Origin of the sequence: Kribbella sp. NPDC003505 (assembly GCF_040610875.1) — a bacterium.
GTDB lineage: Bacteria > Actinomycetota > Actinomycetes > Propionibacteriales > Kribbellaceae > Kribbella.
In genome coordinates, this window is sequence record NZ_JBEXNA010000002.1 from 136410 (window position 1) to 155302 (window position 18893).

The window sequence follows — 18893 nt, forward strand, 5'->3', positions numbered from 1 at the left end:
AACCCATGCGTCACACTGGCGTCGTGAGTCAACCGGAGTCCTCCCAGTCGCCGTACTTGGCACCCCCGTCGATGAACCCGTTCGGGAGGCCGGCCGTCGAGGAGCCGCGGCTGCCGTGGGCGAAGGCGATCCTGGTGACGGTGGTGGTGTTCCTGGTCGCGGGTGTGGTGGCCGGGTGGGCCTGGCAGCAGTTCTCGCCGCTGGCCAAGTACACCGTGGACGAGCAGGGCGGGGCGCTCGGCGAGGAGCAGATGACGCGGATCTTCGGGCCGGACGGGACGTTCACCGCGATCGGTTTCGTGGCCGCGGTGGTGCTCGGCGGGGCGTTGTTCTGGTGGCTGCGCAACTACGGTCCGTGGTCGGTCGCGATCGTCACTCTCGGTGCTTGCCTGGGCGCAGGAGTGTGCTGGGGCGTCGGCATGCTGCTCGGGCACGACCCGATCGAGCCGCGGCTGCGGGCCGCTCACCCCGGTGATCTGGTCGCGGCTCCGCTGGAGCTGCACACCTGGACGCCGGCGGTCTCCTGGCTGATCGGCGCCGCACTGGCCTGCGCGATCATCGCCGCCGCCACGTGGCGCGCTGAGCCTGTTGCAACCACTTCGCAACCTGCTGCGTCAGAATCTGCACCGCCGGTCCACTAGCCTTTTGCAGGTCCGGTGGTGAGGCCACCGGAGCCAGCGAGGGAGCATATGTCCGACCAGAACCAACCACCCCAGTACCCAGGTGCCGGTGGTCAGCAGCCGCAGTACGGCCCGCCGCAAGGGCAGAACCTCTGGCCCCAGCAGGGTCAGCAGCCGGGGAGGCCGCAAGGCCAGCAGCCCGGCCAGCACGGTTACCCACAGCAACACCCGCAGCAGGGCCAGCAGTACGGCGGCCCGCAGCAGGGTGGTCCTCAGCAGGGTGGTCCCCAGTACGGCGGTCCGCAGGGCCCGGGTCCGCAGCAGCCTCCGCAGGGTGGCGCGCAGTACTACGGCCAGGGCGGGCAGCAGCAGTACGCTCCGCAGCAGGGTCAGCCGGGTCAGGCGTCGTACGAGCAGATGCACATCGGCGGTCAGCCGCCGCAGGGCCCCGGGTACGGCGGTCCGCAGCAGTGGCAGCCGGAGCCGAAGAAGAAGCGCGGCAAGCTGATCCCGATCATTGCCGCGGTGGCGATGGTGCTGGTGGTCGCCGGCGGCGGAATCTTTGCCTACGGCAAGCTCGGCGGCGGCGGCAAGCAGCCGGCCGACGTGCTGCCCGGCACCGCGGTCGGTTACGCCCGGGTGGACCTCAACCCGTCGGCCGGCCAGAAGGTCGCGGCGGTCCGGTTCCTGATGAAGTTCCCGTCCGTGAAGGACAACCTCGGCCTCACCGGTGAGCAGGACGACCTGCGGCAGAAGCTGTTCGAGCAGATCAAGAAGTCCGCCGGCGACGACCTGGCCGATGTCGACTTCGACAAGGACGTCAAGCCCTGGCTGGGAGACCGCGCCGGCTTCGCCGCGCTCCCGCCGGCCGAGGGCAAGGACGAGCCGATCCCGGTCGTCGCCGTCCAGATCAAGGACGAGGACGCCGCCAACAAGGGCATGGACAAGCTGCTCGCGAACGAGGACGACAAGCCCGGCCGTGCGTTCACCGACGGCTACATGATCCTCGGCGACGACCAGGCGACCGTCGACGCGGCCGTCGCCACGGCCAAGGACAACCCGCTGAGCAAGAACGCCAAGTTCAGCGCGGACATGGACAAGCTCGGCGAGCAGGGCTTCATCTCGGGCTGGGCGGACGCCAAGGGCCTGGCCTCGATCAGCGGCAAGGTCGAGTCCAGCCAGATCGCCGGGCTCGGTGACGCGACCGCCGCGGTGGCGCTGCGGTTCGACGCGTCGTACGTCGAGCTGAAGGGCATCGCGCACGGCGACAAGAGCGTCAAGGTGAGCTCCGCCGACGCCGCCGACCTGGTCACCAAGCTGCCGGAGACCACGGCCGGCGCGATCGCGATCTCCGGCGGCGAGAACCTGATCGACACCGCGTGGGCGCAGGTGCAGAAGGCGGGCGGCGAGAACCTCCAGCCGATGATCGACGAGATCGCCCAGGAGACCGGGCTGAAGCTGCCGGACGACCTGAAGAGCCTGGCCGGCAAGAACCTGTCGGTCTCGATCGACAAGGACACCGCCGACGGCCCGAAGATCGCGGCCCGGATGGAGACCGACCCGGCGAAGGCCGAGCCGGTGGTGCAGAAGCTGACCACGCTGCTCCGCGAGCGGTCCTCGGCGAACATCCCGATCGAGAGCGCGAAGGACGGCGACACGCTCGTCGTCTCGACGAGCAAGGACTACGCCGAGCAGGTGCTGAAGGACGGCGGCCTCGGCCAGACGGAGAACTTCAAGCAGGCGCTGCCCGACATCAAGGGCGCGGTGATGATCGGGTACGTCGACTTCGAGGCGGCCGGATCGGTCAGCGACCGGTTCGCCGACGACAAGAACCTGGCCGCCCTCCGCTCGGCCGGCGTCGTCACCCGCTCCACCGGCGACGGCGAGGCCGAGGTCACCCTGCGGGTCGTCGCGAAGTAGTCGGCACAGCGAACGAAAGCCCCGGACAGAATTGTCCGGGGCTTTCTTCGTGGCTGATGTCGAAAACGGCGGATCGGGTTCTACCTCCTGGGTGAAAGCACCTCGTCACGAGGGAGAAGCACCATGACCCACATCAGCGAGATCCGGACCGTCGGCGTACCGGTGACCGACCAGGACCGCGCGCTGGCGTTCTACACCGGCGCGCTCGGCTTCGAGCTGCTGATGGACGCGCCGTTGCCGCAGTTCGGCGGCCGGTGGATCGTCGTCGCACCGGGTGGCTCGTCGGCCGGCATCGCGCTGGTCCCCGCGAGTGAGAGCAACCCGGCAGGCGTCGACACCAGGATCCGGATGGCCAGCCCGGATGCGAAGGCCGCACACCAGCACTACCTCACCACCGGCGTCGACACCGACGAGTTGCTCGAGTGGCCCGGCGTACCCCCGATGTTCAGTCTGCACGACCCGGACGGCAACCGCCTGTACGTCTCACAAGCCTGAGTCAGCGGGGCAGTCGTACGCCGGTCAGCGCGGCGCAGGCGTCCAGAAACGCGTCCTGCGTCTCGCGGTCCGAAGCGGCTGGATGAGTCCGGTGTGGTCGCCGGTGGTAGTAGTACCCGCCGCTTCCGGTCTCCGGCGCGGTAGCCAGCCAGGCCTGCGTCAGGTGCGCCTGCCCGAGATCACCAGGCGCACCGCGACCGCCCATCTTCGTCGGGACCCAGCCGGGGTCGACCGCGTTCGACAGCACGTCCGGCCAGAGCCGGGCGACCGCGAACGCCAGCAGGACGTCGTGCAGCTTGGAGTCCGAGTACGCCTGCGCTCCACGCCACCGCCGCCGTACCCACTGCAGGTCGTCGAGGACGACTTCACCGCCTTCGTGCATGCCGGAGCTGAGGTAGATCAGGCGCTCCGGGCGTTCGATCAGCGCGGTCAGCAGATACGGCGCCAGCGCGTTGATCGCGAACACGTGCTCGAGCCCGTCGACCGTCTCGATCCGCGGCTCCTGGTACCCGACGGCCGCGTTGTGCACGACCACGTCGAACCGCCCGGACGTATTGGCCTGGGCCGCCAGGTCCCGCGTCTGCTCGATGCTCGCGAGATCGCCCACGAGCACCGCCGTCGCGTCCGGCAGCGCTCGGCGCGCGTCGTCGGCGCGCCGTTCGTTGCGCGCGTGGAGCACGACCTCGTGCCCCTGCGCGACAAGTTCCCGCGCCAGCAGCTGCCCGAGGCCGTCGGCCGACCCGGTGATCAGGATGCGTGTCACGACTGGAGTCTCACACCAGGACGTGGCCGCCGTCGACGGACACGATGGAGCCGGTGGCGTAGGGCTGGTCCATCAGGTAGACGTAGGCCGCCGCGATGTCGTCCGGCTCGCCGATGCGGCCGACCGGGAGGTGCTGTGCGGTCTCGTCGTAGTCGATGCCGCCGCGCCACATCGGCGTCCGGACGACGCCGGGCTTGACGGCGTTGACGCGGATCGGCGCGAGTTCGACGGCGAGGGCCCGGGTGAGGGAGTCCATCGCGCCGCAGATGCTCGCGGCGACCGACCAGCCCGGACCCGGCCGGTCGCCGGCGGCGCCGCTCGTGAGGACGATCGAACCTCCCGCCCGGAGCTTCGGCACGGCGGCGCTCACGGCGCCGAGCGCACCGAAGTACCGCAGCTCGAAGGCCTGGCGCGCCTGCGCCAGGTCCATCGAGCCGACCTCGAGGAAGGTCAGCGCCTCGCCGGCGGTGTAGACGAGGTGGTCGAACGGATCGAGCCCGTCGAAGAACGCCCGGACGGCGGCGGCGTCGGTGAGGTCGACCGCTTCGCCGGCGGCCGACGCGGGCAGCGCGCCGAGCGCCGCCTTCACGGACTCGGGGTTGCTCGAGGCAACGATCACGGTGGCGCCCTGGGCGGCGGCCAGCTGTGCGGTGGCCAGGCCGATGCCCGACGTACCGCCGAGGAGGACTACGCGGTGGTCCTGCAGAGTCACGGAACTGCCTTTCGTGGAGAGGAATCTCGCCTCCACGATGCGGCCGCCGGGGCACCGGCGTCCAAGACCTGTTCTGGGCTCTGTAATACCCTGAAGGTATTATGGATCTCGATCTCCGCAAGCTGAGGTACTTCGTCGCTGTCGCCGAGGAACTGCACTTCGGCCGCGCGGCGGAGCGGCTGCACATCGCGCAGCCTGTGCTGTCCCGGCAGATCCGCGCCCTCGAGGACGAGCTCCGGGCCCAGCTGTTCGCCCGGACCCGGCGATCGACCGAGCTGACCGCGGCCGGTCGCCAGTTGCTCGGCGACGCCCGGCCGCTGCTGGCCGCCGCCGAGGGCACCCGGCGCCGGGTGGCGCGGGCCGCGCGCGGTTCGAAGACCTTCACGATCGGATTCATGCCCGGCCTGACCGTGACGGAGGCGGTCCGCGCGTTCGGCGCGCTCCATCCCGAGCTGGAGCTCGAGCTGATCCGCACCACCTGGGACGATCAGGTCGACGTACTGCACGACGGTCGGGTGGACGTGAGCATCGTCCGGCTGCCGATCGACCAGGCCGGCCTCACGGTCCGCCCGCTCTTCGAGGAGCCCCGGGTCGCGACGCTGCCGGCCGGCCACCGTCTGGCCGGCAAACCTGTCATCGACATCACCGACCTCGCCGACGAGCACCTGCTGCAAGACCCGGATGCCGTCCCCGAGTGGCGCGACATCGCCGTCGAGCTCCGCACCCGGACGGCGAGACCGGTCCCGGTCCTGCACAGCGTCGAGGAGAAACTCGAACACGTCGCCGCCGGCCACGGTGTCTCGATCGTCCCGCTGTCCGTCGCGACCTTCTATCAGCGCCCCGACGTCGTCACGGTTCCCGTCGGCAACCTCGCGCCGAACAGCGTCGCCCTGGCCTGGGTCGCGACCCGCCGCTCCCGCCTCCTGCAGGACTTCGCCGGCCTGGCCGCCTCGGTCAGCTGGACTCCGTAGGTCTGCCCGATCGGGTACGGCGTTGTCCGCGCCGGTGTCATGATCGGAAGATGCGGTGGAGCGCGAGCGCCCTTCTGGTGATTGCGTTGGCGGTGGGATGCTCCGGTGGGGGAGAGGTGCCGGCACCTTCGCCGCAAACCCCTGCGCGGACGAGCTTCCCGGATCCCGGGAAACAAGCGCTCGATCCGGCCCGGGCCGCGGCCCTGCAGGAGCTCCTGACGAGATTCATCAAGTACCCGGACAGCCCGTCCGGCTCCCGCGGTGCCACGGCCGCGGTCGTCACCGATCGGTGGACCTGGTCGGGCGCGGCGGGGACGGACGTCAGCGGGACTCCGTTGCGCCCGGACACCGGTATGGCGGTGGCCAGCATCACGAAGACGTTCGTTGCGGCGGAGGTGATGCTGCTCGCGAAGGCCGGGAAGCTCAACCTCGACCTGCCGATCTCGCGCTACGTGCAGCACCGGCTGGCCGCCAACAACGCGACCGTCCGCCAGCACCTGTCGATGACGTCAGGCGTACCGGACTTCCAGCCGGCCGACTTCGGCCGAATGGACAGGGCGATCGCCGCGGCGCCGGGCCGGCACTGGACGATCGCGGAGTCGCTGGACTACTACTCCTCGACGGTGGGCGCGCCGGACGGCACGTTCAGCTACAGCAATCCGAGCTACGCCCTGCTCGGCCTGATGATCGAGAGGATCACCGGGCAGCCGCTCGCCACCGTGCTGCGCCGCGATCTCGCGACCCCGGCCGGGCTGGGGCACGCGGCGTTCCAGGACGGGGAGAAGCCGCAGCCGCCGGTCGTCACCGACGACAACGCCTCGTGCGGCCAACCCGACGGCTACGTACCTTGCCGCGCGTTCGCCAGTTCGGCCGCCGCCTACGGCGGGCTGGCGGCGGACGCCCCGACGATCGCCCGCTGGGGCTACCAGTTGTACGGCGCCCGCGTCCTTCCGGCCGACCTGGTCGGCGAGCTGATCGCGGGCGACGGCGAGTACGGTCTCGGCACCATGCGGTTCACGCGTCAGTTCGGCATCGCGGACGCCTACGGCCACGGCGGCGACATGCCCGACCACAGCAGCCTGCTGGTCGTGATCCCCGAGAAGAAGGTTTCGATCGCCGTGATCCTGGCCGACGGCGGCCGCAACCCCGGCCGGCTGGTGGGCGACCTGACCGAGGCGCTGCAGCCGTTGCTCAGTTGAGGACCCGGTAGCGGATGTGGGTCGCGCGGGGCGTGTCGATCACGCGGACGACCTCGAGCTCGATGCGGTGCGGGAGGACGTCGAACAGCCGCAGACCGCTGCCGAACAGGACCGGCACCTGGCTGAGCTGCAGCTCGTCGAGGACGCCGGCCGCCAGCGCCTGCTGCGCGGTGACCGCGCCGTGCACCAACACGTCCTTGTCGCCGGCAGCCGCCTTCGCCTGCGCCATCGCGGTCTCGATGTCGCCGACGACGTGGACGTTCTCGTAGTCGACCGGTGTGGTGTCGTGGCTGACGACGAAGATCGGTACGCCGTGGTGGTGCCCGCCGTAGTAGTCGACCTGCTCCGCCGTACGGCGGCCGACCAGGACCGCGCCGGTGGCGTTCAGCTCGTCCCAGATCTCGCCGGCCTCGCCGTCCGGGCGGCCGACTTCGCCCGCGTCGTCCAGGTACCACTCGTGCAACCGCATGAAGTCGTCGCCGCCGGGATTGCCGGGCCGGTCGTCCGGTCCCGCGACGTAGCCGTCGGCCGACATCGACATCAACAGCACGGATGAAGACATGAGCGTGCTCCCTCGCTCCGGTGGCGCGGTCGGTCCGCGCCCTGTGCCTTCGCGTCGAAGACGCTACCGCCGATTCGACATCATTCCGCGGCCAGTGTCTCCAGGACGCCGTCGCCGTACTTGGTCAGCTTGTTCTCGCCGATGCCGCTGATCGTGCCCAGCTCGGCCAGCGACGTCGGCCGGTCGGTGGCGATCTGCCGCAGCGTCGCGTCGTGGAAGATCACGTACGCCGGGACGCCCTGCTCCTTGGCCACCGCCGCCCGCCACGCGCGCAACCGCTCGAACACCGGCGCCGCCTCGGGCGCGAGATCGGCGGCGGCCGCCTTCTTGCCGCCGGACGACCTGCTCCTGGAACGCACCCGCTCGGGCTCGCGGCGCATCATCACCTCGCGCCGCCGGCCGAGCACCTCGCCGCTCTCCTCGGTGAGCACGAGCGTGCCGTAGTCGCCCTCGACCGCGAGCAACCGGAGCGCGAGGCACTGCCGGATCACGCCGCGCCACTCGGTGTCCGTCAGCTCGGTGCCGATCCCGAACACGGTCAGCTGGTCGTGCCGGAACTGCTTGACCTTGTCGGTCTCCTTGCCGAGCAGGATGTCGATCAGCTGCCCCGCGCCGAATTTCTGCCCGCGCTCGTGCTGCAGCCGGTACACCGTCGAGAGCAGCTTCTGCGCCGCGATCGTGCCGTCCCAGGACTCCGGCGGGGTCAGGCAGGTGTCGCAGTTCCCGCAGGCGTCGCCTCGCTGGCCGAAGTACGCCAGGAGTTGCGAGCGCCGGCACTGCACGGTCTCGCACAACGCGAGCATCGCGTCGAGATGCGCACTCAGCCGCCGCCGGTGCGCGAGGTCGCCCTCGGACGTGTCGATCATCTTCCGCTGCTGGACGACGTCCTGCAGCCCGTACGCCAGCCAGGCGGTGGACGGCAGGCCGTCACGCCCCGCCCGGCCGGTCTCCTGGTAGTAGCCCTCGACCGACTTCGGCAGGTCGAGGTGCGCGACGAAGCGGACGTCCGGCTTGTCGATCCCCATGCCGAACGCGATCGTGGCCACCACGACCAGTCCGTCCTCGCGCAGGAACCGGGCCTGGTTCGCGGCGCGGGTCCGGCTGTCCAGGCCGGCGTGGTACGGCAGGGCCTCGATCCCGTTCTGGGTCAGGAAGGCGGCGGTCTTCTCGACGCTGTTGCGCGACAGGCAGTACACGATGCCCGCGTCGCCGGCGTGCTCGGTGCGCAGCAGGTCGAGCAGCTGCCGTTGCGGATTGTCCTTCGGGACGATCCGGTACTGGATGTTCGGCCGGTCGAAGCTCGCGACGAAATGCTTCGCGTCGCCGAGCTTCAGCCGGGTCGCGATCTCCTGGTGGGTCGCCTCGGTCGCCGTCGCGGTGAGCGCGATCCGCGGGACGTCGGGCCAGCGCTCGTGCAGCTCGGACAGCATCAGGTAGTCGGGCCGGAAGTCGTGGCCCCACTGCGACACGCAGTGCGCCTCGTCGATCGCGAACAGCGCGATCTTGCCCTGGTCGAGCAGCCGCACGGTCGCTTCCACCCGGAGCCGCTCGGGCGCCAGGTACAGCAGGTCGAGCTCGCCGGCCAGGAACGCCTGCTCGACCTCGCGGCGCTGCTCGAAGTCCTGCGTGGAGTTGAGGAATCCCGCCCGGACGCCGAGCGCGGTGAGCGCGTCCACCTGGTCCTGCATCAACGCGATCAGCGGCGAGATGACCACGCCGACACCGGACCGCACCAGCGACGGGATCTGGTAGCACAGCGACTTGCCGCCGCCGGTCGGCATCAGCACCAGCGCGTCGCCGCCTGCGACGACGGTGTCGATGATGTCGCCCTGCTCGCCGCGGAAGGCGTCGTACCCGAACACCCGCCGGAGGACCTGAAGGGCTTCGGAATCGGGCAACTCGGTCGTCTCACTCACCCCGGCGAGTCTAGTGAGATCGCGCCGACGATGCTGGCGCGATCGCCGGTACCTGTGGATTACCGGACAGATCGGGCAGTTCCTCACGGATCCACTGCCGCGGTGAACAGCCCGCGATCGCGCGGAACTCCCTGGTCAGGTGTGCCTGATCGGCATACCCGGCGGCGGCCGACAGCTCGGCCAGCCGGATCCGCGGCTGCCGGCGGAGTTGTCCGGTGACGCGCTCGAACCGCAGCACGCGGGCCGCGACCTTCGGCGGCAGACCGAACTCCGACGTGAACCGATCAGTGAGATGCCGCCGGCTCCACCCGACCTCGGTCGCCAGCTCCTGGACCCCGATCGAGCCGCTCGCGCCGCACAGTCGCTGCCAGGCCCGGCCGAGCTCGGGCCGGACGGCACCGGGACGGCTCCCGTCGAGCTGCCGCAGCAGCAGGGCCTCGAGCAGGTCGAAGCGCCGCCCCCAACTCGGCGCCTCGCGCAGCTGCTCGGTCAGCTCGCGCGCGGGCCGGCCGAGGACCTCGTCCAGACCGACCACCGTCGAGGCGAGGGCGCCCGGCGGCAGTCCGAGGAGCGCTCGAGCGGCCGGGGGAGTGAGCGAGACCTGCACGCCGGCGCGGCTCGGTGTCTGACCGATGTGGACCGCCCGCGAGTGGAGCCCGCCGACAAGTGCGTCGTACTTGTCCACCGGGCCGCCCGGCCAGGCGACGCCGAGGGGCTCGTCGAGCGTGACGACGAGCGTCAGGTGGCGCGAGGGCAGGCCGCGGTGCAGCGCCGGGGGATCACCGGCGTACGCATATCCGCTGATGTCGGGCACGAAGGGGCGCAGCGCGGGGTGCGCCGCGCGCGTGTGATGGCCGAGTCCTGCCATGCGTCCAGGCTAAGACCGTCCACCGACAAGAACCGCGGCTCCAGAATCCGGGACCCGCATACCGTCATTCGGACGGGCGTGGCACTATCGGGAGATACGCCACACCTAGCTAGGAGATGTTCGTCGTGCCTGCTCTGAGGTCCCGCACTGTCACCCACGGCCGCAACATGGCGGGCGCCCGCGCGCTCATGCAGGCCTCCGGGGTAGCCCGCGAGGACTTCGGGAAGCCGATCATCGCGGTGGCGAACAGCTTCACCGAGTTCGTGCCCGGCCACACCCACCTGGCCCCGGTCGGCCGGATCGTCTCCGAGGCGATCCACGCGGCCGGCGGGATCGCGCGCGAGTTCAACACCATCGCCGTCGACGACGGGATCGCGATGGGCCACGGCGGCATGCTCTACAGCCTGCCGTCGCGGGACCTGATCGCCGACTCGGTCGAGTACATGGTCGAGGCGCACTGCGCGGACGCGCTGGTCTGTATCTCCAACTGCGACAAGATCACCCCGGGCATGCTGATGGCCGCGCTCCGGCTGAACATCCCGACCGTGTTCGTCTCCGGCGGCCCGATGGAGGCCGGCCGCGCGACGCTGGTCGACGGGACGGTCCGCAAGCTCGACCTGATCGACGCGATGTCCGAGGCCGTCAACGAGAACGTCTCCGACGCCGACATCCTGCGGATCGAGGAGAACGCCTGCCCGACCTGCGGTTCCTGTTCCGGCATGTTCACCGCGAACTCGATGAACTGCCTGACCGAGGCGATCGGCCTGTCGCTGCCCGGCAACGGGTCGGTGCTGGCCACCCACACCGCCCGCCGCGCGCTGTACGAGAAGGCGGGCGAGACCGTCGTCGGGCTGGCCCACCGGTACTACGACAACGACGACGCGACCGTGCTGCCGCGCTCGATCGCGTCGAAGGAGGCGTTCGGCAACGCGATGGCGCTGGACATCGCGATGGGCGGCTCGACGAACACGATCCTGCACCTGCTGGCCGCCGCGCAGGAGGCCGAGGTCGGCTTCGACCTCGACGACATCAACGCGGTCTCGCGCCGCGTCCCGTGCCTGGCGAAGGTCGCGCCGAACGTCGCGCCGCAGGGCACGTACTACATGGAGGACGTGCACCGCGCCGGCGGCATCCCCGCCATCCTCGGCGAGCTGCACCGGGCCGGCCTGCTGAACCAGAACGTCCACACCGTGCACAGCGACTCGATCGACGAGTGGCTGAAGACCTGGGACCTGCGCGGCGGTTCGCCGTCGCCGGAGGCCGTCGAGCTGTGGCACGCGGCGCCGGGCTGCAAGCGGTCGGCGCAGGCGTTCTCGCAGTCCGAGCGGTGGGAGACGCTGGACACCGACGCCGCGAACGGGTGCATCCGGGACCGCGAGCACGCCTACTCCAAGGACGGCGGCCTGGCCGTGCTGAAGGGCAACCTGGCCGTCGACGGCTGCGTGGTGAAGACGGCTGGCGTGGACGAGTCGATCTGGACGTTCGAGGGCCCCGCGGTGGTGTGCGAGTCGCAGGAGCAGGCCGTCGAGAAGATCCTCGCCAAGCAGATCCAGCCCGGCGACGTCATCGTGATCCGGTACGAGGGCCCCAAGGGCGGGCCGGGGATGCAGGAGATGCTGTACCCGACCTCGTACCTGAAGGGCCGCGGCCTCGGCAAGGTCTGCGCCCTGATCACCGACGGCCGCTTCTCCGGCGGTACGTCGGGACTCTCGATCGGCCACGTCTCGCCCGAGGCGGCGTCCGGCGGGACGATCGCCCTGGTCGAGGACGGCGACCGGATCCGCATCGACATCCCGAACCGGTCGATCGAGCTGCTGGTCGCGGACGACGAGCTGGCCGCCCGCAAGGCCGCCCTGAACGGCGTCTACGCCCCGAAGGCCCGCGACCGCAAGGTCTCCACCGCCCTCCGCGCCTACGCCGCCATGGCCACCAGCGCCGACAAGGGCGCCGTCCGCGACATCAGCAAGCTCGGCTGAGCAGCCGCTTGATCTCGAGCGGCTTGAGATCGGCCGCCGAAAGGTCCCCCAGCGGCAGCCAGGCCGGCTCGTAACGGTTGGTGGGGGAGTCGGCCTCGGCCTCCTCCCCGCCCAGCACCGGCTCGCCCGCAGGTGCGTCGACGCGGAAGTAGTGCTCGACGCGCCCGGCGTTCGACAGCGTCAGCAGGTGTTCCCCGACGGTGCCGTGCAGCCCGGTCTCCTCCTGGAGCTCCCGCACGCACGCCGCCTCGGGTGTTTCGCCGGGCTCGACACCGCCGCCGGGCAGGGTGACGTACGCCGTACCGTGCTTCCGCCGGTGGATCACCAGGAGTCGCTCGTCGCGGACGATCACGGCGACGGCTCGGTCCTTCACAGTAGGGCTTCGAGGTCGAAGGCGAGGCTGATTGCCTCGGCCAGGGCTGGTTCCTGGTCGGGGTGGAGGTGGCCGATCAGGCGGCCGAGCTGGGCCTTCGGGATGGTTTGGATGTTGTCGCAGGATATCGCGCTGGCGTGGTCGAGGCCGTTCTCGGGGCCGACTCGGACCTCGGTGGACAGGCCGCGGATCGTGCTGGTGATCGGGGCGACCGTCACGTTGGTGAGGCGCGGGCGGATCAGTTCGCGGGTGAGCACCACCACGGGGCGCGGCTTGTCGAGCCGCGCGATGTGGATCGGGCGCATCAGTCGAGGTCGCTGAGCACGGTCCCGGCGGCCGCGGGGGCGAGACCCTCGAGGTCCGGGTAGTCGCCGTACTCGGTCAGGATGGCGAGGTCGCGCGCGGCCAGCTCGCGGCGGCGCTCACGCTCCATCGCCCGGGCGACCACGGACGCCCGGCTGGTCGCCTTGTCGGCGGCGACCAGTTCGTCCATGAAGTCGACCAGCTCGTCCGGCAACCGCACGGTGATCTGCTTGCTCATACCAAAACCATACCGCCTCGGGATTCAATCCGGTAGCGCGTCAGTTGGGGGAGAGGGCGGACCAGCTGATCAGGTCCGTGGCAGGCAGGGACGGGAGGGCGGCGATGGCGGACAGCTCGGTGTCGATCAGGCCGACGAGTTGCGCGAGGCGGGTCGTGACGTCCTCGGCCTCGAGGAGCTTCTGGCGGTCCGGTGTCATCAGCTTCATCGCGGCCGACATCAGGTAGGACAGCGTGCCCGGATCGTCGGGGAGGTCGCCGAGGTGCAGGCCCGGGCGGCTGATCTCGCTGACCGCCGCGGCGTACCTGCGGAAGCGTTCCAGCGCGACCGTCGCCGTCCCCAACGGGTCGTCGCCGAGGTCGTCGGGCAGCCACTCGACGTCCGCGACCAGGTAGTCGCCGGTGCCGTCCAGCTCGGTCACCTTGAACCGCCGGTTCCCGGTCAGGGTCACCTCGATCGGACCCTCGTCGTCGGCGTCCACCGCGATCTCGGAGATCGTCGCCGCGCAACCCGTCCCGTACAGCGACCGGAAGACCCGCTCACCCAGCTCGTACCCGTCCCGGACCGCGAGCGCGCCGCAGATCAGCTCGCCGCCGTTCTCGACCAGGTCCCGGACCACCGCGCGGCCCTGCACGTCGGTGACCGGAATCGAGACCACCAGGCCGGGAAAGATCACCGTGTCGACAGTGAGCAACGGCAGGCGGGAGTCCATGCCGACGAGCCTAGGGCATCGCTGCCCCTGATCACCTGTGGTGACCGGCCGGCCTGTGGATATGGCGTCGGGGGTGCGGGGCGTGACCACTAGACTGACCCCCATGATTCGCCGCGTCGACCTGCGGGGCCGAGTGGCGGCCGGAGAGGTCTTCGACCTCCAAGCCGAAGTGATTGCCCTCGTTCCCCGAGCCGTGTTCGACGTCGAGAAGGCTCTCGACGTCGTCCGACCCATCTGCCTGGACGTCCGCCATCGGGGCCTCCAGGCCATCCGGGAGTACGGCGAGAGGTTCGACCATGTCCGGGTCGAGGACATCCGGGTCCCGGCCGCGGCGCTGAAGTCCGCGCTGGAGGAGCTCGACCCGCAGGTGCGCCGCGCCTTCGAGGAGTCGATCCGCCGGGTCCGCGAGGTCAGCCAGGACGAGCTCACGGCTGATGTCGTCTCTGAGCCTGCACCGGGCGGGCGGGTGACGCAGCGGTTCGTCCCGGTCCAGCGCGTGGGGCTCTACGTTCCCGGCGGCCGCGCGCCGCTGGCGTCGAGCGTCGTGATGAACGTGGTGCCGGCCCAGGTCGCCGGTGTGCCGTCGCTGGCCGTCGCCTCGCCTCCGCAGAAGGAATTCGGCGGCCTGCCGCACCCGACAGTGCTCGCGGTGTGCGCGCTGCTCGGGATCGACGAGGTGTATGCGATGGGCGGCGCCCAGGCGATCGCCGGTTTCGCGTACGGCTTCGAGGGATGCAAGAAGGTCAACCTGATCACGGGTCCGGGCAACATCTACGTCGTCGCGGCCAAGCGCAACCTGCTCGGTGAGGTCGGCATCGACTCCGAGGCCGGACCGACCGAGATCGCGGTCCTGGCCGACGCGACCGCTGACCCCAAGCACGTCGCCGCCGACCTGATCAGCCAGGCCGAGCACGACCCGATGGCGGCCAGTGTGCTGGTCACCCCGAGCGAGTCGCTCGCCGAGGCGGTCGAGGCCGAGCTGCCGCCGCAGGTCGCGCAGACCAGGCACCGGGAGCGGGTCACCGAGGCGCTGTCCGGGCAGCAGTCCGCGATCGTGCTCGTCGACGACCTCGAGCAGGGCACCGCGGTCGTCGACGCCTATGCCGCCGAGCACCTGGAGATCCAGACCGCGGACGCCGAGGAGCGGGCCGGCCTGATCACCAACGCCGGCGCGATCTTCGTCGGCAGCTGGTCGCCGGTCTCGCTCGGCGACTACTGCGCCGGGTCGAACCACGTGCTCCCGACGGCCGGCTGCGCGTGCCACTCGTCCGGCCTGTCGGTGCGCAGCTTCCTCAAGGCGGTGCACGTCGTGAACTACTCGCGCGACGCGCTGCGCGAGGTCGCCGGGCACGTGGTCACGCTTGCCGCCGCCGAGGACCTGCCCGGCCACGGCGCCGCGGTCTCCGTCCGATTCCCCGAGGAGCAGTGATGGGCCGCTTCGACGGGCTGCCGATCCGCGAGGAGCTCAAGAGCTTCGAGCCGTACGGCGCCCCGCAGCTCGACGTCCCGGTGCTGCTGAACGTCAACGAGAACCCGTATCCGGCGAGCGAGGCGACCGTCGCCGACATCGCCGCCGCGGTGACCGAGGCCGCCCGCGGCATGAACCGGTACCCGGACCGCGAGTTCCTCGGCCTGCGCGCGGACCTCGCGGCGTACCTGGCCCGGGAGTCCGGCGCACACCTGGAGCCCGAGCAGCTCTGGGCCGCGAACGGGTCCAACGAGGTGATGCTGCACGTCCTGCAGGCCTTCGGCGGCCCGGGCCGGACGGCGTTGTCGTTCGCGCCGACCTACTCGATGTACCCCGAGTACGCGCGGGACACGAACACGGCGTGGGTCACCGGCCGCCGGGCCGAGGACTTCACGCTCGACCGGAGCAAGGCGATCGCCGCGATCTCCCGGCACCGCCCGTCGGTCGTGCTGCTCGCCTCGCCGAACAACCCGACCGGGACGGCGCTGCCGATCGACGTGACCGAGGCGATCGTCGCGCACGCTGCCGCGCACGGCGCGGTCGTGGTGGTCGACGAGGCGTATGCCGAGTTCCGCCGCACGGGGACGCCCAGCGCGGTCAGCCTGCTGCCGTCGTACCCGAATCTCGCCGTCGCGCGGACGATGTCGAAGGCGTTCGCGATGGCCGGCGGCCGGGTCGGGTACCTTGCCGCGAGCAAGCAGTTCGTGGACGCGCTGCGGATCGTCCGGCTGCCGTACCACCTGTCCGCCGTGACCCAGGCGGTCGCGCGCGCCGCCCTGCGGCACTCCGACGAGCTGCTCGGCCGGGTCGAGCAGTTGCGCGTCGAGCGCGACGAGACCGTCGACTGGCTGCGGTCCCTCGGGCTGCGTGCGGTCGACTCGGACGCCAACTTCGTCCTGTTCGGCACGTTCGCGGACCGGCACGCGGTCTGGCAGGCGCTGCTCGACGACGGCGTCCTGATCCGGGAGACCGGCCCGGACGGCTGGCTGCGGGTGTCGATCGGCACCGGCGAGGAGATGGCCGCGTTCCGCGCCTCGCTGGAGCGCATCCTGAAGACTGACACGGGAAGGCTGACATGAGCCGCACTGCGCGGATTGATCGTGAGACGAGCGAGTCCAAGGTCCTCGTCGAGCTGAACCTCGACGGCGAGGGCCGGGCGGACATCTCCACCGGGGTCGGCTTCTACGACCACATGCTCAACGCGCTCGCCAAGCACGCGCTGCTCGACCTGCACGTGAACACGGTCGGCGACCTGGAGATCGACGCGCACCACACGGTCGAGGACACCGCGATCGGGATCGGGCAGGCGCTCAAGGAGGCCCTCGGCGACAAGCGCGGGATCCGCCGCTTCGGCGACGCGACCGTCCCGCTCGACGAGGCGCTGGTGCACTGCACCGTCGACCTGTCCGGCCGTCCGTACTGCGTGCACACCGGCGAGCCGGACGGGCAGGTGTATGCGGTCATCGGCGGCGACTACGCCGGTTCGCTGACCCAGCACGTCTTCGAGACGCTGGCCTTCAACGCCGCGATCTGCGTGCACATCCGGGTGCTGTCCGGACGCGACCCGCACCACATCGTCGAGGCGCAGTTCAAGGCCTTCGCCCGCGCGCTCCGGGCCGCCGCCGAGCTCGACCCGCGGCAGCCGGGCATCCCGTCCACCAAGGGTGCTCTGTGAGCAAGAAGGTCGTGCTCCTGGACTACGGCTCGGGCAACATCCGGTCGGGGGAGCGCGCGCTGCGGCGGGTCGGCGCGGACGTCACCGTGACCGCGGACTTCGACGCGGCGTGCCAGGCCGACGGTCTGCTGGTGCCCGGTGTCGGTGCCTTCGAGGCGTGTATGACCGGGCTGAAGGCGGTCCGCGGCGATGTCGCGGTCGACCGGCGGCTGACCGGCGGCCGTCCGGTGCTCGGGATCTGCGTCGGCATGCAGATCCTGTTCACCCGCGGCATCGAGCACGGCGTCGAGACCGAGGGCTGCGAGCAGTGGCCCGGCACCGTCGAGCGCCTGCAGCCGGTGGACGGCGAGCCGGTTCCGCACATGGGCTGGAACACGGTCGACGTACCGTCCGGCACGACGCTCTTCGACGGGCTGGAGAAGGAGCGGTTCTACTTCGTGCACTCGTACGGCGTGCGGAGCTGGGAGCTGACCGACACTCGCGAGTCCGTCACGCCGCGCGTCACCTGGACGACGTACGGCGGGGACAGGTTCGTCGCCGCGGTCGAGAACGGGCCGCTCTCGGCCACCCAGTTCCACCCGGAGAAGTCCGGCGACGCCGGCGCGACCTTACTGGAGAACTGGGTCCGCTCACTGTGAATGAGTGACACGCGTTCACTTGCCGTTGGGTTGTTGTTTACCGTACGTTCACTGGTCACCACTGCTTGTCGTCGAGCTAGGGAGACCGCCTCATGACCAGTTCTTTGTCCAGGCGTCAGTTCGTCGGCCGTGCGGCCGCGGCGGGTGTCGCGGTCAGTGTGGCCGGTTCGGTCGACGCGCTGTACACGGCGCAGCCGGCACTCGGTACGTCCGGTCCGAAGATCGGTTACGGCCCGCTGATCGAGGACCCGGACGGCATGCTCGACCTGCCGCGCGGCTTCAGCTACAAGATCCTGTCCCGCGAGGGCACCGTCCGGCCGGACGGGCTGCAGACGCCGAGCCGGTTCGACGGAATGGGCACGTTCCCGGACCGTGACGGCGGCAACCGGCTGGTCCGCAACCACGAGTGCAGCCCCACCGCCAAGATCAAGGTCGTCGCGCCCGCCGAGCGGACGTACGACCCGGCCGCGGCCGGCGGCACGAGCACGCTCGTCGTGAACCGGCACAACCAGGCCGTCCAGGAGTTCGTCAGCCTCGGCGGGTCCGCGATCAACTGCTCCGGCGGGATCACGCCGTGGCGCACCTGGCTGACCTGCGAGGAGACCGAACTCAAGGCCGGGCAGAGCGGCTACACCAAGGACCACGGGTTCATCTTCGAGGTCGACCCGTACGATGACCGGCGCAACGTCGGCCCGGTCCCGCTGACCGCGATGGGCCGGTTCCAGCACGAGGCGGTGGCGATCGATCCGGCCACCGGGATCGTGTACGAGACCGAGGACGCGTTCGTGGCCCCGCTCGGCGGGTTCTACCGGTTCCTGCCGAACCGGCCGCGCGGCGGCTGGGGCAGCCTGCGGGCCGGCGGGGAACTGCAGGCGATGCACATCCCGGACCTGCCGGACCTGTCCGTCGTACAGGAAGCGGGCACCGAGTTCCACGGAGTGCAATGGGTCAAGGTCCCGGATCCGCTCGCCACCGCCGAGTCGGTCCGCGCGCAGGACTACGCCAAGCCGATCACCGGCGGCTACAAGCTCGAGGGCTGCTGGTGGGGTGCGCTGGACCGCTGCGTGTACTTCGTCTCGTCCTTCGCGCGTACCGAGCTCGGCCCGAAGATCGACCACGACGGCCAGGTGTGGCGGTACGACCCGCGGAAGGGGACGCTACGGCTGATGGTGATCTTCACCCGCCCGAAGCCCGGGTCCGACGACCCGGAGTTCGATGCCCCCGACAACATCACGATGTCGCCGTACGGCGGGCTGATGATGTGTGAGGACGGCCTGGGGGAGCAGCACATCCTCGGCACCACCGAGGACGGCGAGGTCTTCAAGTTCGCCCGCAACCGGGTCAACAACGGCACCCCGGGGGACCCGGAGTACGGCGAACTGGCCGGCGCCGGCTTCTCCGCCGACGGCCGGACGATGTTCTTCAACGTCTACAACCCCGGCATCACGTACGCGATCACCGGCCCCTGGCGCCGGCGGCGCTGA

20 protein-coding genes are annotated in these 18893 nt (G+C 70.6%); 11 read left to right on the forward strand and 9 right to left on the reverse strand.

Going from position 1 to position 18893, the window contains the following annotated elements; all coding sequences use genetic code 11:
• The first annotated feature begins 23 nt into the window (after nucleotides 1–23).
• The 3 genes from ABZX12_RS05085 to ABZX12_RS05095 all read left to right on the forward strand — a co-directional run bounded on the left by ABZX12_RS05085 (nucleotide 24) and on the right by ABZX12_RS05095 (nucleotide 3035).
• Entirely contained in the window at nucleotides 24–641 is a 618-nt protein-coding gene (locus tag ABZX12_RS05085) for a hypothetical protein (protein ID WP_355689956.1), read from the forward strand.
• A 48-nt stretch (nucleotides 642–689) separates the two neighbouring features.
• A complete protein-coding gene (locus ABZX12_RS05090) occupies nucleotides 690–2540 on the forward strand; it encodes a DUF3352 domain-containing protein (protein ID WP_355689957.1) in 1851 nt (616 codons plus the stop codon).
• Between the two features lie 123 nt (nucleotides 2541–2663).
• Nucleotides 2664–3035, forward strand: coding sequence for a VOC family protein (locus ABZX12_RS05095; RefSeq protein WP_355689959.1), 372 nt, complete (start codon nucleotides 2664–2666; stop codon nucleotides 3033–3035).
• 1 nt (nucleotide 3036) lies between these two features.
• On the opposite strand, the gene ABZX12_RS05100 is transcribed toward ABZX12_RS05095, so the two are convergent.
• Both ABZX12_RS05100 and ABZX12_RS05105 read right to left on the reverse strand, forming a co-directional pair.
• Nucleotides 3037–3798, reverse strand: coding sequence for an SDR family NAD(P)-dependent oxidoreductase (locus tag ABZX12_RS05100; protein WP_355689961.1), 762 nt, complete (start codon nucleotides 3796–3798; stop codon nucleotides 3037–3039).
• A gap of 10 nt (nucleotides 3799–3808) precedes the next feature.
• Nucleotides 3809–4510, reverse strand: a complete 702-nt coding sequence (locus ABZX12_RS05105; RefSeq protein WP_355689963.1) for an SDR family oxidoreductase — start codon at nucleotides 4508–4510, stop codon at nucleotides 3809–3811.
• Between the two features lie 101 nt (nucleotides 4511–4611).
• On the opposite strand from ABZX12_RS05105, the gene ABZX12_RS05110 reads away from it, so the two are divergent.
• Both ABZX12_RS05110 and ABZX12_RS05115 read left to right on the forward strand, forming a co-directional pair.
• Nucleotides 4612–5481 (forward strand): LysR substrate-binding domain-containing protein, encoded by an 870-nt coding sequence (locus ABZX12_RS05110; RefSeq protein WP_355689965.1) that lies wholly within the window; start codon nucleotides 4612–4614, stop codon nucleotides 5479–5481.
• 116 nt (nucleotides 5482–5597) lie between these two features.
• A complete protein-coding gene (locus tag ABZX12_RS05115) occupies nucleotides 5598–6680 on the forward strand; it encodes a serine hydrolase domain-containing protein (RefSeq protein ID WP_355689967.1) in 1083 nt (360 codons plus the stop codon).
• Here the strand turns inward: ABZX12_RS05115 and ABZX12_RS05120 are convergent.
• From ABZX12_RS05120 to ABZX12_RS05130, 3 genes are all read right to left on the reverse strand, one after another.
• Entirely contained in the window at nucleotides 6673–7242 is a 570-nt protein-coding gene (locus ABZX12_RS05120) for a dihydrofolate reductase family protein (protein WP_355689968.1), read from the reverse strand. The two genes, ABZX12_RS05115 and ABZX12_RS05120, sit on opposite strands and share 8 nt — an antisense overlap.
• Before the next feature lie 80 nt (nucleotides 7243–7322).
• On the reverse strand, nucleotides 7323–9158 hold the full coding sequence (gene recQ / locus ABZX12_RS05125) for a DNA helicase RecQ (RefSeq protein ID WP_355689969.1): 1836 nt from the start codon (nucleotides 9156–9158) through the stop codon (nucleotides 7323–7325).
• Nucleotides 9159–9168: 10 nt separating this feature from the next.
• Nucleotides 9169–10026 (reverse strand): helix-turn-helix domain-containing protein, encoded by an 858-nt coding sequence (locus ABZX12_RS05130; protein ID WP_355689971.1) that lies wholly within the window; start codon nucleotides 10024–10026, stop codon nucleotides 9169–9171.
• Nucleotides 10027–10151: 125 nt separating this feature from the next.
• On the opposite strand from ABZX12_RS05130, the gene ilvD reads away from it, so the two are divergent.
• Nucleotides 10152–12002: a dihydroxy-acid dehydratase gene (gene ilvD / locus ABZX12_RS05135; protein WP_355689973.1), complete on the forward strand. Its 1851-nt coding sequence runs from the start codon at nucleotides 10152–10154 to the stop codon at nucleotides 12000–12002.
• Here the strand turns inward: ilvD and ABZX12_RS05140 are convergent.
• Genes ABZX12_RS05140 through ABZX12_RS05155 form a run of 4 tightly spaced genes read right to left on the reverse strand, consistent with a single transcriptional unit; the run spans nucleotide 11986 to nucleotide 13628 of the window.
• The gene (locus ABZX12_RS05140) at nucleotides 11986–12375 is read right to left on the reverse strand and encodes an NUDIX domain-containing protein (RefSeq protein ID WP_355689975.1); all 390 of its coding nucleotides are present in this window, start codon (nucleotides 12373–12375) and stop codon (nucleotides 11986–11988) included. The genes ilvD and ABZX12_RS05140 overlap by 17 nt on opposite strands.
• Entirely contained in the window at nucleotides 12372–12680 is a 309-nt protein-coding gene (locus tag ABZX12_RS05145; protein ID WP_355689977.1) for a type II toxin-antitoxin system PemK/MazF family toxin, read from the reverse strand. The genes ABZX12_RS05140 and ABZX12_RS05145 overlap by 4 nt, the downstream gene beginning before the upstream one ends.
• Nucleotides 12680–12916, reverse strand: a complete 237-nt coding sequence (locus ABZX12_RS05150) for a YlcI/YnfO family protein (protein ID WP_355689979.1) — start codon at nucleotides 12914–12916, stop codon at nucleotides 12680–12682. The genes ABZX12_RS05145 and ABZX12_RS05150 overlap by 1 nt, the downstream gene beginning before the upstream one ends.
• Before the next feature lie 40 nt (nucleotides 12917–12956).
• Nucleotides 12957–13628: an LON peptidase substrate-binding domain-containing protein gene (locus ABZX12_RS05155; protein WP_355689981.1), complete on the reverse strand. Its 672-nt coding sequence runs from the start codon at nucleotides 13626–13628 to the stop codon at nucleotides 12957–12959.
• Nucleotides 13629–13731: 103 nt separating this feature from the next.
• Between ABZX12_RS05155 and hisD the strand changes: the two genes are divergently transcribed.
• The 5 genes from hisD to ABZX12_RS05180 all read left to right on the forward strand — a co-directional run bounded on the left by hisD (nucleotide 13732) and on the right by ABZX12_RS05180 (nucleotide 18893).
• A complete protein-coding gene (gene hisD, locus ABZX12_RS05160; RefSeq protein ID WP_355689983.1) occupies nucleotides 13732–15057 on the forward strand; it encodes a histidinol dehydrogenase in 1326 nt (441 codons plus the stop codon).
• Entirely contained in the window at nucleotides 15057–16175 is a 1119-nt protein-coding gene (locus ABZX12_RS05165) for a histidinol-phosphate transaminase (protein ID WP_355689985.1), read from the forward strand. The genes hisD and ABZX12_RS05165 overlap by 1 nt, the downstream gene beginning before the upstream one ends.
• A complete protein-coding gene (hisB, locus tag ABZX12_RS05170; protein WP_355689986.1) occupies nucleotides 16172–16771 on the forward strand; it encodes an imidazoleglycerol-phosphate dehydratase HisB in 600 nt (199 codons plus the stop codon). Before ABZX12_RS05165 ends, hisB begins: the two co-directional genes overlap by 4 nt.
• Nucleotides 16768–17409, forward strand: coding sequence for an imidazole glycerol phosphate synthase subunit HisH (hisH, locus tag ABZX12_RS05175; RefSeq protein WP_355689988.1), 642 nt, complete (start codon nucleotides 16768–16770; stop codon nucleotides 17407–17409). Before hisB ends, hisH begins: the two co-directional genes overlap by 4 nt.
• Before the next feature lie 92 nt (nucleotides 17410–17501).
• The gene (locus ABZX12_RS05180) at nucleotides 17502–18893 is read left to right on the forward strand and encodes an alkaline phosphatase PhoX (RefSeq protein WP_355689990.1); all 1392 of its coding nucleotides are present in this window, start codon (nucleotides 17502–17504) and stop codon (nucleotides 18891–18893) included.

What these genes read in the sequence shown, in the direction of transcription:
- hisD (WP_355689983.1), top strand. Translation starts at nt 13,732, where the DNA reads ATGATTCGCCGCGTCGACCTGCGGGGCCGAGTGGCGGCCGGAGAGGTC.
- ABZX12_RS05130 (WP_355689971.1), bottom strand. Translation starts at nt 10,026, where the DNA reads ATGGCAGGACTCGGCCATCACACGCGCGCGGCGCACCCCGCGCTGCGC.
- ABZX12_RS05180 (WP_355689990.1), top strand. Translation starts at nt 17,502, where the DNA reads ATGACCAGTTCTTTGTCCAGGCGTCAGTTCGTCGGCCGTGCGGCCGCG.
- hisB (WP_355689986.1), top strand. Translation starts at nt 16,172, where the DNA reads ATGAGCCGCACTGCGCGGATTGATCGTGAGACGAGCGAGTCCAAGGTC.
- ABZX12_RS05120 (WP_355689968.1), bottom strand. Translation starts at nt 7,242, where the DNA reads ATGTCTTCATCCGTGCTGTTGATGTCGATGTCGGCCGACGGCTACGTC.
- ABZX12_RS05095 (WP_355689959.1), top strand. Translation starts at nt 2,664, where the DNA reads ATGACCCACATCAGCGAGATCCGGACCGTCGGCGTACCGGTGACCGAC.
- ABZX12_RS05110 (WP_355689965.1), top strand. Translation starts at nt 4,612, where the DNA reads ATGGATCTCGATCTCCGCAAGCTGAGGTACTTCGTCGCTGTCGCCGAG.
- ABZX12_RS05145 (WP_355689977.1), bottom strand. Translation starts at nt 12,680, where the DNA reads ATGCGCCCGATCCACATCGCGCGGCTCGACAAGCCGCGCCCCGTGGTG.
- ABZX12_RS05165 (WP_355689985.1), top strand. Translation starts at nt 15,057, where the DNA reads ATGGGCCGCTTCGACGGGCTGCCGATCCGCGAGGAGCTCAAGAGCTTC.
- ABZX12_RS05150 (WP_355689979.1), bottom strand. Translation starts at nt 12,916, where the DNA reads ATGAGCAAGCAGATCACCGTGCGGTTGCCGGACGAGCTGGTCGACTTC.
- ABZX12_RS05090 (WP_355689957.1), top strand. Translation starts at nt 690, where the DNA reads ATGTCCGACCAGAACCAACCACCCCAGTACCCAGGTGCCGGTGGTCAG.
- ABZX12_RS05155 (WP_355689981.1), bottom strand. Translation starts at nt 13,628, where the DNA reads ATGGACTCCCGCCTGCCGTTGCTCACTGTCGACACGGTGATCTTTCCC.